Source organism: Zoogloea sp. (genome assembly GCF_041911615.1).
Lineage (GTDB): Bacteria > Pseudomonadota > Gammaproteobacteria > Burkholderiales > Rhodocyclaceae > Zoogloea.
In genome coordinates, this window is the sequence record NZ_JAYROR010000079.1 from 1 (window position 1) to 14,993 (window position 14,993).

A 14,993-nucleotide genomic window follows, 5' to 3' on the forward strand; every position below is an offset into this window, starting at 1 on the left:
GAGCGCGACGGCGAAGAGCGCCTGCTCGGCGTCACCCTCGCGATTCCCCTGTCCGGCGCCGGTCGCCGTGCCGACGCCGATGCCGCCGTCGCGAGCGCCGAAGCCACCTCCTGGCGCGAAGCCGCGGTGCTGCGCAAGGTCGAGGCCGAAGCCGCCGCCCTGCACCGCCGCGCCCGCGCCGCCCACGCCGGCTGGCAAAGCCAGCAGGCCGCCGCCGACGCACTGGGCAAGAGCGCCGACCTCACCGAGCGGGCCTGGCAGCTCGGCGAAGGCAGCCTCACCGACACCCTCAACGCCCGCCGCCTCGCCCACGAAGCCCGCCTCGCCGCCCGCCTCGCCGGCCTCGACGCCAGCGAAGCCCGCTACCGCCTGCTCCTCGACGCCCACAAGTTGTGGCCGGTGGACATGGACGAGCACGACGGCGACCACGACCACCCGTAAGCCCGCCGGCCGATCCGCCCGCTCGGCCCGGCGGCGCATCATTTTTACTGCTCCGCAGATCAAGTTTTAGAACTTGAGTTTTCCAGGCGTCTGGGAAAGAATCGCGCCCGACCCGCGCTTTTTGGTTTTTTCACGAATTCGGCAAAACGGGCACAGCGCCGGCCATCGGCCGCCTGTCACGGGGCAGCGTTCCGCCCCCCGGCACCAACCGGCCGCATCGCAGCACCGACCCTCCGGCTTCGCACCCGCGCGGTATCCGCCAGCATGACAACAGCCCCAGCTCCCGCCTCCCCCGCCCGACCGGCCGGCGAAACCCGCCGCCAGTGGGTGCGCTTCGTGCTGCCGCTGCTCGTCATCTCGCTGCTGCTGGGCGCCCTCGGCGTCGTCGGCTACCGCTACCTCAGCGACGAGATCCGCCGCGAAACCCAGCGCACCCTGGCGGTCATCGCCGAGCAGAAGCGCCAGCAGATCGAAGCCTCGCTCCAAGAGGCGCGGATCGATGCCGACCTCGCCTTCTACGGCCACTCCCAGCTCGAAATCCTGTTCAGCGCCTGGACCCGCGGCGGACGCACCGACACCCGCAGCCTCCAGCAGATGCAACGCCTCATGCAGGACATGGCCACCGCCCGCGGCTGGGCCGGGCTCGCGGTGGCCGATGCCGAGGCGCGCCCGGCCTTCGTGGTGGGCGAGGCCGACATCCGCCCGCACGCCGCGCGGGTCCAGGACATCCTGCGCCGGCCGCGGGTCGAGCTGGTGGACCTGCACCGCAGCGCCGACGGCAAGGTGCAGTACGGCGTCCTGGCCCCCATCGGCTCCCCCGACATGGTGCCGCTGGGCGTCGCCTACGTGACCTGGAAGGCCGAGCAGACCCTCAACCCGCTGGTGGTGTCGTGGCCGGTCCCGACCCGCACCGCCGAAACCTACCTGGTGCGACGTGACGGCCACGACGTGCGCTTCCTCACCCCGCTGCGCTTCCACCAGGACGCCGCCCTCGGCGTGACCCTGCCCCTCGACCGCCCGGCGATGCCCGCCGCCCGCGCCGCCCGAGGCGAGCGGGGCATCCTCGAAGGCGGCCGCGACTACCGCGGCGTCCCGGTGCTCGCCTACGCCGCCTCGGTGGGCGGCACGCCGTGGCTGATGATCGCCGAGATCGACGAAACCGAAGCCTACGCCGGCATCCGCACCGTCACCTGGGCCACCGGGCTGGTCCTCGGGCTCGGCCTGCTGCTCGCCTACTCCGGCGGCTACCTGCTGTGGCGGCGCGCCCGCCAGCGCCAGGAAGTCGCCGCCCTGCAGGCCCGCCAGGCCGCCGAGGCGCGCTTCCGGGTGATCTTCGAGCAAGCCCCGCTGGGCGTCGTGCTGGTGGGCGCCCACGACGGGCGCATCATCGAAGGCAACCGGCGCTTCGCCGACATCATCGGGCGCGCCCCCGAGGCCCTGCCCGGCCTCGACCCGGCGGATTTCACCCACCCGGACGACCGCGCCGCCAGCCTCGCCCAGACCGCCCGCCTGCGCAGCGGCGAGCTCAACGGCTACTGCCTCGACAAGCGCTACCTGCGCCCCGACGGCTCGGTGGTGTGGGTCAGCCTCACCTGCGCGCCGGTGCGGGTGGGCGACGACGCCCCGCCACGCTACCTCGTCATCGTCGAGGACATCACCGCCCGCCGCGAGATGGCCGAACGCCTGCGCATCAGCGAAGCGCGCCACCGCCTGCTCGCCGACAACGCCATCGACGTCATCCTCACCCTCGACCTCGACGGCCGCTACTCCTACGTCAGCCCGTCCGTCGAGCGACTGCGCGGCTACACCCCCGACGAAGTCCTGCGGCAGTCGATCCGCGACGTGCTCACCCCCGACTCCTTCGCCCTCGCCAGCGCCTACCTCGCCGGGCTCAAGGCCAGCCTCGCCGCCGGCCAGCCCCTCGCCCCCTTCCACGGCGAACTCGAGCAACGCTGCAAGGACGGCAGCACGGTGTGGACCGACGTCACCGCCAGCCCCCTCGTCGGCGCCGACGGCACCACCGTCGAAGTCGTCGGCGTCACCCGCGACATCAGCGAACGCAAGCGCTACGAGCACCAGCTGCGCCAGGCCTCCGCCGCCGCCGAGGCTGCCAACGCCGCCAAGAGCGAGTTCCTCGCCCACATGAGCCACGAAATCCGCACGCCCATGAACGCCGTGCTCGGCCTCGCCCAACTGCTCGCCCGCGAACCCCTCGCCCCCGCCCAGCACGAGATGGTCGAGCGCATCCGCGGCGCCGGCCAGTCGCTGCTCGCCATCCTCAACGACGTGCTCGACCTCTCCAAGATCGAAGCCGGCCAGCTGCGCATCGAGCACCGCCCCTTCGACCTGCCCGCCCTGCTCGCCAGCCTCGACAGCCTGATGGGCCAGAACGCCCGCGCCAAGGGCCTCGCCCTGCACATCGACGCCCCCACCGCCGCCATCGGCACCCTGGTGGGCGACGGCCTGCGCCTCGAGCAGATCCTCTTCAACCTCACCGGCAACGCCATCAAGTTCACCGAGCGCGGCGAGGTCGCGGTACATGTCGGCCTGCTCCACAGCGACGCGCAAGGCGTGCGCCTGCGCTTCGAAGTGTGCGACAGCGGCATCGGCATCGCCCCCGACGCCCTCGCCGGCCTCTTCGCCCCCTTCGCCCAGGCCGACGCCGGCATCGGGCGCCGCTTCGGCGGCACCGGGCTCGGCCTGTCCATCTGCAAGCGCCTCACCGAACTCATGGGCGGCACCATCGGCGCCGACAGCCAGCCCGGCCACGGCAGCCGGTTCTGGTTCGAGCTCCCCTTCGCGCGCGGCAGCGAAGCCCAGGCCCGCAGCCTGGCCGCCGCCAGCGCCCCGGCCCCCGCCCCGACCGGCCCCCGCCTCGCCGGCGCCCACCTGCTGGTGGTGGACGACAGCGCCATGAATCGCGACCTGGTCGAACGCGCCCTCGCCCTCGAAGGCGCCACCGCCACCCTCGCCGCCGACGGCCAGCAGGCCGTGCAACTGCTGCGCACCCGCCCCGGCCGCTTCGACGCAGTGCTGATGGACGTACAGATGCCGGTCATGGACGGTCTCACCGCCACCCGCCTGATCCGCGGCGAACTGGGCCTCATCGACCTGCCGGTGCTCGCCTTCACCGCCGGCGTGCGCGACGAGCAACAAGCCACCGCCCGCGCCGCCGGCGCCAACGACGTGCTGCCCAAGCCCATGGACCTGGAGCAGATGACCGCCATGCTGCTGCGCTGGATCAAGCCCCGCCCCGCCGCCCGCCCGAGCCCGGCCGCCCAGGCCCGCGCCGACGACGCCGGCTTTCCCGACATCGCCGGCATCGACGGCCCGCGGGCCGCCCAGCGCCTCGGGCGCGACCGCGAGATGTTCCTGCACCTGCTCGCCATGTTCGTGGACGACAACGCCGACGCCGCCGAACGCGCCCGCGACGACCTCGCCCGCGGCGACCGGGAAAGCGCCGCCCGGCGCATGCACACCCTGGGCAGCAACGCCGGCTTCCTGTGCGCCCTCGACCTGATGGACAGCGCACGCCGCCTCGAACGCGCCATCGAAGACGACGCCGACGGCATCGACGCCGCGCTCCTCGCCATCGGCGAGGAGATCGCCGCCCTCGTCGCCGCCAGCGCCCCCTGGCGGGGATGATCGACGGCGCGGATCGTGCCAGAATCCGCGCCCCCCCCCCTCCCCCACCTGTCCATGCCGTCCGCCGCGCCCACCAACCCCTGCCTCGACTGCGGCGCCTGCTGCGCCACCTTCCGCGTCTCCTTCTATTGGGCCGAAGCCGACACCCGCGCCATCCCCGCCGAACTCACCGAGCAGGTCAACGCCCACTTCAGCTGCATGGCCGGCACCAACCGCGCCGCCCCCCACTGCGCCGCCCTCGACGGCCGCGTGGGCCAGCGCACCGGCTGCCGCATCTACCCCCACCGCCCCAGCCCCTGCCGCGAAGTCGAAGCCGGCGACAGCCAGTGCGCCAAAGCCCGCGCCCACCACGGCCTGCCGGCGCTGCCTGGCGACGCCCCCCGCCAGCCCGCCTGACACCCCGCGTCGCCACGCCATCGAATCCGCTGATCGAAAAACCCGCGGACGACGTCTGGCAAAGGCTGCCAGACATCTAAAAACCCCTGCGCGACATGAAAAAAGTGCTGCCAGACGTGAGGCAGCGTTCGCCAGACGTCTGGCAAGGGTTGCCGGACGTCTCTGAGCGGTTGCGGGGCATCCCGCAGCCTTCGCGGGACGTCTGGCAGCCTTCGCGGGACGTCTGGCAGCGCTTGCGGGATGTCTCGCAGCGATTGCCAGACGTCTGGCAGCACTTTTTTCATGTCGCGCAAAGACCGCCCCACGCCGCCCCGGCTTGCCCTCGGGCACCCCGAAATCCCAAAAACCCTTTCGGCGCAAAGTCTTACGCAAAGCGGTAAATCCCGGAGCAGGCGCACACCCCGCCCCCAGGCGATCAATAAAATCAATGCAAAGCGAGCGCGCCAGCGGGCCTGCCACGGCGGCGCCGGACAGCCCTACCACCTCGCAGCCGCATCGCCGGTGCGCGCCCTCCCGCGCCCCTCACCCCCTCCTGGCGCCGCGCGTTATCCTATGGGCAAACCCACCCGCCATTCCGCCCCATGCCCGACGCCGTCCCCCAACTGCAAGAAGCCGAGCGGCGCATCCGCGCAGCCGCCGAAGAAGACGCCCCCGCCCTGGACCTCTCCAACCTCGGACTCACCGACATCCCGGCCGCGGTGTTCACGCTGCGGTCCCTGCGCCACCTCGACCTTTCCGTCAACCCGCTGGGACGGTTGCCCGAGGCCATCGGCGAACTGGGCCTGCTGGAAGAACTGGATCTAGGTGGTAACGGCCTCACCAGCCTGCCCGACGCCATCGGACAACTCAGCCGACTTCGACAGCTGGACGTCTCGCTAAACCAACTCGTCGCGCTACCGGACGCCATCGGCCGATTAGCCCAGCTTGAATCGCTCGCGGCCTGGAGGAACCGGCTTACCGTACTGCCTCCGGCCGTCGGACGCCTCACCGCACTGAGAAGTCTCGATATCTCGGAGAACCCGCTCGGCCCATTACCCGCATCAATCGGGCAGCTCCCGCGACTCTGGTTCCTTTTTGCCCGGCACATCGGCCTCGCCGCGCTGCCCGATACCATCGGTGACTTGACCCAACTCCGAGCCCTCCTGGTCAGGGGCAACCTACTCACCTCACTGCCCGAAAGCCTCGGGCAGCTCGCCCAACTCAAGCATCTCGACGCCTCGAACAACCAGCTTACCGCCCTGCCCGAAGCCCTCGGGCAGCTCGCCCAACTCGAGCAGCTCGACGTCTCGCGCAACCAGCTCGCCGCCCTGCCCGAAGCCCTCGGGCAGCTCGCCCAACTCCAGCGCCTCGACGTCTCGCGCAACCAGCTCACTACACTGCCTGACGCCATCGCGGCACTGCCCGCCCTGCGCGATCTCGATCTGGCCCAAAACGCGCTGACCACGCTCCCCGACACCCTGCGCGATGCGCCGCTGGATTCGCTGATGCTGCAGGGCAACCCGGCGCTGGACATTCCCGACTCCGTCCTCGGCAAGTACCGCCCTTGGTATGAGCGGCACGGCGTCGAGGATGAGACGCGGGCGCGAACGCGGACCAAGGCCATCCTCGCCCACTACTTTTCGAGCCGCGATCTCGACGGCAAGCCGCTGGCCGAGGTGAAACTGCTGGTGGTGGGGCGCGGCGAGAGCGGCAAGACCACCCTCATCCGGCGGCTGCGCGGGATGCGCTTCGGCAAGCCGCCGAAGGAAACCCAGGGCATCGACATCACCCCGTGGACGCTCGACTGCAACGGCCTCGACGTGCGGGTGAACGTGTGGGACTTTGCCGGGCAGGTCATCACCCATGCCACCCACCAGTTCTTCCTCACCGAGCGCAGCGTGTACCTCCTGGTGCTCACCGGGCGGGGCGATCTGCAGCGCAGCGACGCCGACTACTGGCTGCGCCTGATCCAGGCCTTCGGCACCGGCTCGGACGGCAGGACCTCGCCGGTGGTGATCGCCCTCAACAAATGGGCGCCGCCGGGCTTCAAGCTCGACCGCAACGGGCTCAAGGAGAAATACCCCTTCATCGCCGGTTTCGTCGAAACCGAGTGCAAGGGCGGCCACGGCCTCGAACCGCTGCAAAGCCTGCTGCGCGACACCATCGGGGGCATGTCCGAGGTGCGCCAGCCGATCCCCCTGGCGTGGTGGCGCATCAAGCACGACATCGAAAGACGCCAGAAACGCAGCAACCACATGGCCTATGGGGCGTTCGAGACGATCTGCCGCAAGGCGGGCGTGCCCACCGACGCGCCCCCGGTGCTGGCGCGGCTTTTCCACGCCCTGGGCATCGCGCTCAACTACGGCGACGACGAGCGCCTGCGCGACAACACCGTGCTCAACCCCAGCTGGGTCACGGCCAGCATCTATGCCTTGCTGCGGGACGGGGCCAACGCCGAAACCGCCGAGTTGCGTCAGGCGGACCTGGAGCGGGTGCTGCCCAAGGAGAGCCCGGAGATGCGGCGCTATCTCGTGGACCTCATGCGGCGCTTCGATCTGGCCTTTCCGCTCAACGACGAGGCCGACCGCTGGCTGGTGCCCCAACGCCTCCCGGAGGAACAGCCGGAGCTGGGCGAGGACTGGCAGGCGGGCGACGCCACGCGGCTGCGCTTCAGCTATTCGGTCGTCCCGGAAGGGCTGCTACCGCGCTTCATCACCCGCACCTACCCCCTGAGCCAGGGCCCGGAGGCGGGCACCTGGCTGCCCCGCTGGGCCAACGGCGTGGTGCTGGCGGACCGCGAGGCGCACGCCCTGGTCAAGGCAGACCTGGAGGACCGCCGGGTGAATGTGACGGTGCTGGGCCCGGCGGACGCGCGCCAGGGCCTGCTCGGCTTGATCGAGAGCGAATTCGCGCGCATCCACGGCGAGATCACCGGCCTCGACCCCAAGGCCGAGCTGTGGGTCGCCGCCGACGGGGGCGCCGACTGGATGTCGCTGGACACCTTGAGAGCGGACGAGGCCCGGCGCAGGCAGTCCTACCTCAACACCCGGCAGGGCTCGGTGGAGGTGGCCCCGACCACCGAACTGAACCGCATCTCGGCACTGGCCGCGCGCGACCCGTGGAGCTGGAAGGCGCGCGTGTTCGTCAGCTATTGCAGCAAGGACGGGCGTTTCAAGGACGAGCTGCTGATGCGCCTGCGCCAGCTACAGCGGGCGGAGGGGCTGATCGAACTCTGGCACGACGGGCTGATCGCCCCCGGCGACGAATGGGACGACACGATCCGCGACGAACTGGCGAACTCGGACATCGTGCTGCTCCTGGTGAGCAACCACTTCCTCGATTCGGCGTACATCCGCGGCGTCGAGGTGCAACGGGCGGTCGAGCGCGCGAACCGGGGCGAGGCCCGGCTGGTTCCCATCGTGCTGGAGCAATGCCAGTGGACCCACGAGCCCTTTGGCCGCTTCAATGCGCTGCCGCGCAAGGGCGAGCCGATTCGCGACAGCAAGCCGCAACGCAACGCCTGGGAGGCGGTGCGTGCGGAACTGGGCCAGTTGGTCAAAGCACTGCGCGACTCGGGCAGCGGGCATCGCGCCAGCCGCGACCTACTCTTTGGCCGGGGTGCGCCGTTGCTCGAGGAAGGTCCGCACGGCCCATAGCTGTGGCAGCGACAGGACGTCCTTCCAGGCGGGCATGTGGGTCACCCCGACACGCACCTTGCCGTTGAGCGCCGAGTCGAGAAAATAAGCGTCGTTGTCGGCGATGCACAGGGCTTTGACCGCCGGATCGGCGATGCGCAGGCACGCGCGATCGAGGCGGGTCAGGTCCGGCCCGGGGAGCTGCTTGCTCACCGCGTCCACGCCGTGGCAGCGGGCGCAGGTCTGGTTGAACACCGCGCGACCGATGGCGACCACTTCGGGATTGCCCCGGTAGGGATTCTCGTCGGGCGGGCCGGGGGGCAGCGGGGGCAATGCGCGAGTGTCCACCTGCAGCCGATCCTCGGCCGGCTTGGCGGGTTCAAAGGCGATGGCGGCGGGGGCGGCGGTCGTCAGGGCAACGAGGGCGAGCAGACGAATCAGCGGGGGCATGGGCGGTCACCAGTCCGTGGGGCAGCCGGTGCAGCCCTCGAAGGTGGAATCGGGAAAGATCGTGTAGCGCAGGAAGGCGCCTTCCAGGTTGGCGCCGCGCAGGTCGGTGGCGTTGAACTTGGTTTCCTGCAGGTTGGCGTTGACGAGCCGCGCCGTGTTGAACCAACTGAAGGCGGCGCGGGCCGCTTCCAGGTTGGCGGCGGTGAGATCGGCGCCGGTGAAGTCGGCGCGCATCAGGCGGGCGAACTCGAGATCGGCGCCCACCAGCCTGGCGCCGCGGAACGACGCGCCGGGGGCGTTGGCCTTGTTGAGCCGCGCGCCGCTCAGGTCCGCGCCGTCGAAAATGGCGCCCGCCAGGTTGGCGGCGCGCAGATCGGCCCGGGCCAGGTTGGCGCCGGTGAAGTCGGCGCCCGCCAGGTCCAGGGCCGACAAATCCTTGTGGCGCAGGTCGGCGCCACGACAGCGGGCGTGGGGCCACATGCCGCAGGTGCCATAGACCTGGGGCTCGGCGGGGTTTCCGGTGGCGGCGGCGGGCTCGGCGAGCCCGGCGCAGACGACGAGCGACAGCCACAACAATCGAGGTGCGAACGACACGGTGGTTCCTTTTCCAGGCGGGGGAAGGCCAACCGGGTGCCGCGCGGCCCGCGCACGGCACCCGGGCGGTCGAGCCGGGCCCGCGGGCAAAGCCCTGGGCCCGGCCCCGACAGACGGGCTCAGCGGGTGGATTTGGGCAGCTTGAACACCCAGTAGGAGCCGCCCTGCGTAACCTGCTTGGTCAGGTCGGCCATGTCGCCGCCCCACAGGGGCACCGCGCCACCATAACCGGAAGACAGGCCGATGTACTGCTCGCCGTCCTGCTCCCAGGTGATGGGCACCGAGACGATCCCGGAGCCGGTCTGGAATTTCCAGAGCTCCTTGCCAGTCCTGGCGTCGAAGGCCTTGATGAAGCCATCCGAGGTGCCGGTGAACAGCAGGCCGCCGGCGGTGGTGAGCGTGCCGGCCCACAGGGGGAACTTCTCTTTGTGCTCCCAGGCGATCTTGCCGGTCTTCGGGTCGATCGCGCGCAGGGTGCCCACGTGGTCGTCGAACAGGCGCTTGATGCGGAAGCCCTGGCCCAGGTAGGCGGAGCCGGCCTTGTAGGTCAGGTGCTCGGTCCAGTAGTCCATTGCCCAGTGGTTGGCGGGGATGTAGAACAGGCCGGTGTCCGGGCTGTACGACATGGGCATCCAGTTGGTGCCCCCCAGGAACGGCGGCGACACGAACACGCTGTCACCCTTGTCGGCGCCGGCCTTCGGCTCGGGCGGGCGGTTGCCGGTCTCGATGGGCTTGCCGGTGGCCACGTCCCAGCCCTTGGCCCAGGTGATGCCATCCACAAACGGCCAGGCACCGATCAGCGACGTGGGCTTGTTGGGATAGCCGGCGCCGTTGGTCAGCTTTTCCCGGTCGGTGACGAAGAAGAAGCCGTTGCGGTCGGCGTGAGCCGAGGCCTTCACCAGCTTGCCGGTCTTCGGGTCCTTGTACTCGAAGAGCACCACCGAGTTGTTGCCGGAGAAATCCCAGGCGTCGTTGGGGGTGTGCTGGAAGAAGCCCTTGAGCTCGCCGGTGCTGGCGTCCACGTAGGCCTGGCCGGAGGTGAACAGGCTGGGCCAGTTGCGCGGATCGTCGCCTTCCTGGGTGCGCTGCCAGGTGTTCCACGGCGCCGGGTTGCCGGTGCCGATCACCACCATGTTCTTCTCGATGTCGAAGCTGGCGGTCTGCCACGGGGCGCCGCCGCCGTGATGCCAGGCCTCGGTGGGCTTGCCGTCCTTGCCTTTCGGCCAGGTGGGGGCGCTGGCGTCGCCGGTGGGGGTGCTGTCCTTGCCGTGGAGGCGGCCCATGTGGCCTTCGACCATCGGGCGGGCCCAGACTTCCTCGCCGGTGTCCGGGTCGCGGGCGAACAGCCAGCCCACCACGCCGAACTCGTCGCCCGACGAGCCGTGCACCAGCAGCACCTTGCCGCTGTGCTGGTCCTGGACGACGAAGGGCGCGCCGGTCATGGTGTAGCCGACCTTGTGGTCGCCCCACTTCTTCTTCCACACCACCTTGCCGGTGTCCTTGTTGAGCGCCACGATGCCGGCGTCGAGGGTGCCGAAGAAGACCTTGTCGCCGTAGATGGCGGCGCCGCGATTGACGACGTCGCAGCACGGGCGGATGTCTTCGGGCAGGCGCGCTTCGTATTCCCACAGCCGCTTGCCGGTCTTGGCCTCGACGGCGTAGATGCGCGAGTACGACGAGGTGACGTAGATCACCCCGTCGTGTACCAGCGCCTGGGCCTCCTGGCCGCGCTGCTTCTCGCCGCCGAACGAGAAGCTCCACACCGGCACGAGGCCGGCGACGTTCTTCGTGTTCACCGTCTTGAGGGGGCTGTGGCGCTGCGCTTTCAGGCCGAGGCCGTAGGTGAGCACGTCGCCCGGGGTCTTGTCGTCGTTGCGGATGTCGTCCCAGGTGACCGGCTTTCCGGCGGCCTGCGCGTTGCCGGCGAACAAGGCGGCAAGCGTGAGGGCCACGATGGCGGGCCTGGTGCTGAGGGCGTGTTTGCTTCTGATCATGTGGGTGACTCCTCGTCTCCGGTTTGTTGTGATGTGCTGCGCCGGGCAACCGACCTCCCTGGACGCCTTGGCCGTGCGCTAAATCCAGTATCGGAGGCGCTCTCGGCGCCTGTCGCGGGATGGGCTCCCCGCAAGCCCGGGAACCATTCCCGCCCTGCGTGGCACCCGGCCGCGTGGCATGTTCGTTGCTGCAGGAGGAGCACAAGAAAGAACGACGAGGAGACCCGAAGATGGATCTGCGATGGAGACTCTTTGGCTACGTGCTGGGTTTTGCGCTGGCGCTGCTGCTTGCCGCCGCCGCGTGGGTCGGCCTGGCCCTGCGCGAGGACGTGGCCGAGGAGATGGAGGCGTCCGCCCGGCTGGTGAACACGATGCTCGCGGTGAGCGCGGCCCAGCACTACCGGGCGGGCGAGATGGCGCAGTTGCTCCACAGTGGTCAATTACGACACGTTTCCCTGAGCGTGGAGCGCTTCGATATGGAGCACTCGCGCAGCGCCGAGGGCAGTGCCGAAAGCGACGGCCTGGTGGATTACCTGACCGGCGGACGCGAGGCCCACGAGCGGCGCATTCCGCTGGGCGACGGCACCCTGGTGATCCGCGCCGATGCCCGGGCGGAAATCGCCGAGGTGCTGCGCGATGGCGCCCGCATGATGGCAACCCTGGTGGTGTTCTCGGTGGCCATGGCGGTCGTTGCGTGGCTGGCCGCCCATCGGGCGCTCAAGCCCGTGCGCGAGCTGGAGGATGCCCTGGTGCGCGTGGGGCGCGGAGAAGGCAAGGTGCGGCTTCCCGCCTTCCGGCTGAAGGAGTTCGCCGCCATCGCGGGGGCGATCGAGCGCATGTCCGACGCCCTTGAAACCTCGCAGGCGGCGCGCCAGGGGTTGGCCCGGCAGCTGCTGGAACTGCAGGAGAACGAGCGTCGCCAGCTCGCCCGTGAGCTGCACGACGAATTCGGCCAATCGCTCACCGCCGTCAGCGTGTCGGCGGCGTTCATCGAGCGCAACGCCGGGCGCGCCTCGACCGAGAGCCTGATCGAGAGCGCCCGGGACATCCGGACCGAAGCGGTGCGCATGATCGGGCACGTCCGCAACCTGCTCTCCGAGCTGCGGCCCCATGGGCTCGACGGGCTCCAGATGATGGATGCGCTCAACGATCTGGTGGTGGGCTGGCGCAACCGGGCGCCGGAGATCGGCATTGAGGCGACCTTCCCCGAATCCCTGCCCGCGCTGGCGCCGAAAGCCGGCCTGGCGCTGTATCGAACCGTGCAGGAGGCGCTGACCAACGTGCTGCGCCACAGCGTGGCGAGCAGCGTGCGCCTGAGCATCCGCGAGGTAGGCAAGGCCGTCGAACTGACGGTGTGCGACAACGGCGTCGGCAAGGTACAGGACGTTGTGCACCGCGCCCGGGGCGGGTTGCTGGGGATGCGCGAACGCGCCGAAATGGCCGGCGGCCGCTGCTGGTTCGACGACGCGCCGGAGGGCGGCCTGCAAGTGCGGCTGAGTCTGCCGCTGAGCGCCGCGTGAGGGCCGTCCGATGATCCGAATCCTGTTGGTCGAAGACCATGCCGTCGTCCGCAATGGCTACCGACGGCTGCTGGACGCCGAAGACGGCCTGCTGGTGGTGGGCGAAGCCGCGACGGCCGACGAAGCCTACGCGCGGCTTTGCGAGGGGGGTGTCGACGTGGCGATGGTCGACCTGAGCCTGCGCGACAGCAGCGGCATCGACGCGACCCGGCGCATGCTGGCGCGGGAGCCGGCGCTGCGGGTGCTGGTGGTGAGCATGCACGACAACCCCAGCTTCGTGGTGCAGGCGATGCGGGCCGGCGCGCTGGGCTACCTGACCAAGAACAGCGAACCGGCGGAGATGTTGAACGCCTTGCGCGAGGTGGCCGCGGGCCGCCGGGTCTTGTCCGCCGAAGTGGCGCAGGTGGTCGCCGGCGCCGCCCTCGAGGACGAGGCACCCCTCTCGCGCCTCACCCCGCGGGAGTTCGACGTGCTGCGGATGGCGGTGACCGGTGAATCCACCGAGCAGATCGCGAACCGCCTGCATCTGAGCCAGAAGACGGTTTACAACCACATGTCGTCGGTTCGCCAGAAGCTGGGCGTCGACAACGACTTCAACCTGCTGCGGCTGGCGGTTCGCCACGGTCTCACCGACCTGCCGACCGCCTTTCCGCTGCGCCCCGCCTAGGCGGCTGCGCCCGCGCGCCCCAAAAAAAGAACGGCCACGGATCGCGCCGTGGCCGTTCTGCCATCCGTGCCGCCGCAGGGGCGGCGCGTTTCAGCGCGCCTGGTCGACGGTGCGGGCGATCAGCGCCTTGATGGCGTCGGCGTCCACGTCCATCACCTCGACGCGCTGGGGCAGCGCCTCGATGTTCTCGAGACCGGCCGGACGGGCGGGCTTGCGGCCCAGCGCCTCGACGATGGTGTCTTCGAACTTGGCGGGCTGGGCGGTTTCGAGCACCAGGGTCGGCACTGCCGGGTCGCGCAGTTCGAGGGCCACCTTGAGGCCGTCGGCGGTGTGGGTGTCGATCACCGTGGCGTAGTCGGCATCGGCGCGGCGGATCGTCGCGAGGCGGTCGGCGTGGTTGCTGCTGCCGGAGGCGAAGCCATACACGCCGATGCGGGCGAATTCGTCGGAACCGGACAGATCAAAGGCGCCACCCGCATCCACCTTGCTCCACAGCTCGCGCACCTTGGCGCCGTCGCGGCCGACCAGATCGAACACGAAGCGCTCGAAGTTGGAAGCCTTGGAGATGTCCATCGACGGGCTGGAGGTGGCGTGAGTCTCGGCGGTGCCGCGCGGGCGATAGACGCCGGTGCGGAAGAACTCGTCGAGCACGTCGTTCTCGTTGGTGGCGAGGACCAGCTTGGCGACCGGCAGGCCCATCTGGCGGGCGATGTGGCCGGCGCAGATGTTGCCGAAGTTACCCGACGGCACCACGAAGGCGACCTGCTGGTCGTTGTTCTCGGTGGCGGCGAAGTAGCCCTTGAAGTAATAGACGATCTGCGCCGCGACGCGGGCCCAGTTGATCGAATTGACGGCGCCGATCTTGTATTTGGCCTTGTAGGCGTGGTCGTTGGAGACCGCCTTCACCACATCCTGCGCGTCGTCGAACATGCCGCGCACGGCGATGTTGTAGATGTTGTCGTCCTGCAGCGAGTACATCTGGGCGCGCTGGAAGGCGCTCATGCGGCCGTGGGGCGACAGCATGAAGACGCGCACGCCGTGCTTGCCGCGCATGGCGTACTCGGCGGCCGAGCCGGTGTCGCCGGAGGTGGCGCCGAGGATGTTGATCTGCTCGCCACGCTTGTCGAGCACGTACTCGAACAGGTTGCCCAGGAGCTGCATCGCCATGTCCTTGAAGGCGAGCGTCGGGCCGTTGGAGAGCTCCAGCAGGCCCAGCTTGCCCGGCTCCAGCCAGTGCACCGGGGTGATCTCGACGGCCTTGGCGTCGTCGCGCACGTAGCCGTACACCTCGGCGGTGTAGGTCTTGTCGCAGATGGCCTTGAGGTCGGCGGCGGGGATGTCGTCGATGAAGCGCGACAGGATCGCGAAAGCCAGCTCGGCGTAGGAGAGCGAGCGCCAGGCATCGAGATCGGCGCGGGTCACCTGCGGGTAGGTCTCCGGCAGGTACAGGCCGCCATCCGGCGCCAGGCCGCCAAGGAGGATGTCACAGAAGGATTGGGGGGCAGACTGGCCGCGGGTGGAGATGTAGCGCATGGTTCTCGCCGATCCAAAAATCGAAAACCCCGGAAGATAGCACAGCCGGCGCCCCTTGGCCGCGCCCGCTCAGCGCGCCGCCGCCAGCGCCCGCAGCAGCGCCGCCGCGAAGCCCAGCACGCCCGCCGCCAGCAGGGCC

10 protein-coding genes are annotated in these 14,993 nt (G+C 70.0%); 6 read left to right on the plus strand and 4 right to left on the minus strand.

Features of this window, described 5'->3' with window-relative positions:
• The 4 genes from ACE3P2_RS08895 to ACE3P2_RS08910 all read left to right on the plus strand — a co-directional run.
• Positions 1-441 (plus strand): TolC family protein (locus ACE3P2_RS08895; RefSeq protein WP_374263565.1); only part of this gene is annotated, 441 nt, incomplete at its 5' end.
• Positions 442-705: 264 nt separating this feature from the next.
• Positions 706-4,086: a PAS domain S-box protein gene (locus ACE3P2_RS08900; protein ID WP_374263567.1), complete on the plus strand. Its 3,381-nt coding sequence runs from the start codon at positions 706-708 to the stop codon at positions 4,084-4,086.
• Positions 4,087-4,140: 54 nt separating this feature from the next.
• On the plus strand, positions 4,141-4,482 hold the full coding sequence (locus tag ACE3P2_RS08905) for a YkgJ family cysteine cluster protein (protein ID WP_374263569.1): 342 nt from the start codon (positions 4,141-4,143) through the stop codon (positions 4,480-4,482).
• Positions 4,483-5,063: 581 nt separating this feature from the next.
• Positions 5,064-8,117: a COR domain-containing protein gene (locus ACE3P2_RS08910; protein WP_374263571.1), complete on the plus strand. Its 3,054-nt coding sequence runs from the start codon at positions 5,064-5,066 to the stop codon at positions 8,115-8,117.
• Here the strand turns inward: ACE3P2_RS08910 and ACE3P2_RS08915 are convergent.
• The 3 genes from ACE3P2_RS08915 to ACE3P2_RS08925 all read right to left on the minus strand — a co-directional run bounded on the left by ACE3P2_RS08915 (position 8,064) and on the right by ACE3P2_RS08925 (position 11,134).
• Entirely contained in the window at positions 8,064-8,546 is a 483-nt protein-coding gene (locus tag ACE3P2_RS08915) for a c-type cytochrome (RefSeq protein WP_374263572.1), read from the minus strand. The two genes, ACE3P2_RS08910 and ACE3P2_RS08915, sit on opposite strands and share 54 nt — an antisense overlap.
• A 6-nt stretch (positions 8,547-8,552) precedes the next feature.
• A complete protein-coding gene (locus ACE3P2_RS08920) occupies positions 8,553-9,140 on the minus strand; it encodes a pentapeptide repeat-containing protein (RefSeq protein ID WP_374263574.1) in 588 nt (195 codons plus the stop codon).
• 119 nt (positions 9,141-9,259) lie between these two features.
• Positions 9,260-11,134 (minus strand): methanol/ethanol family PQQ-dependent dehydrogenase, encoded by a 1,875-nt coding sequence (locus ACE3P2_RS08925; protein WP_374263575.1) that lies wholly within the window; start codon positions 11,132-11,134, stop codon positions 9,260-9,262.
• Positions 11,135-11,364: 230 nt separating this feature from the next.
• Here ACE3P2_RS08925 and ACE3P2_RS08930 point away from each other — a divergent pair, with 230 nt between their 5' ends.
• Complete coding sequence (locus ACE3P2_RS08930) at positions 11,365-12,654, plus strand: histidine kinase (protein WP_374263577.1); 1,290 nt, start codon at positions 11,365-11,367, stop codon at positions 12,652-12,654.
• Positions 12,655-12,664: 10 nt separating this feature from the next.
• Positions 12,665-13,321, plus strand: coding sequence for a response regulator (locus ACE3P2_RS08935; protein ID WP_374263579.1), 657 nt, complete (start codon positions 12,665-12,667; stop codon positions 13,319-13,321).
• Between the two features lie 90 nt (positions 13,322-13,411).
• Here the strand turns inward: ACE3P2_RS08935 and thrC are convergent, their stop codons facing one another.
• Entirely contained in the window at positions 13,412-14,854 is a 1,443-nt protein-coding gene (thrC, locus tag ACE3P2_RS08940) for a threonine synthase (protein WP_374263581.1), read from the minus strand.
• Positions 14,855-14,993 lie beyond the last annotated feature (139 nt).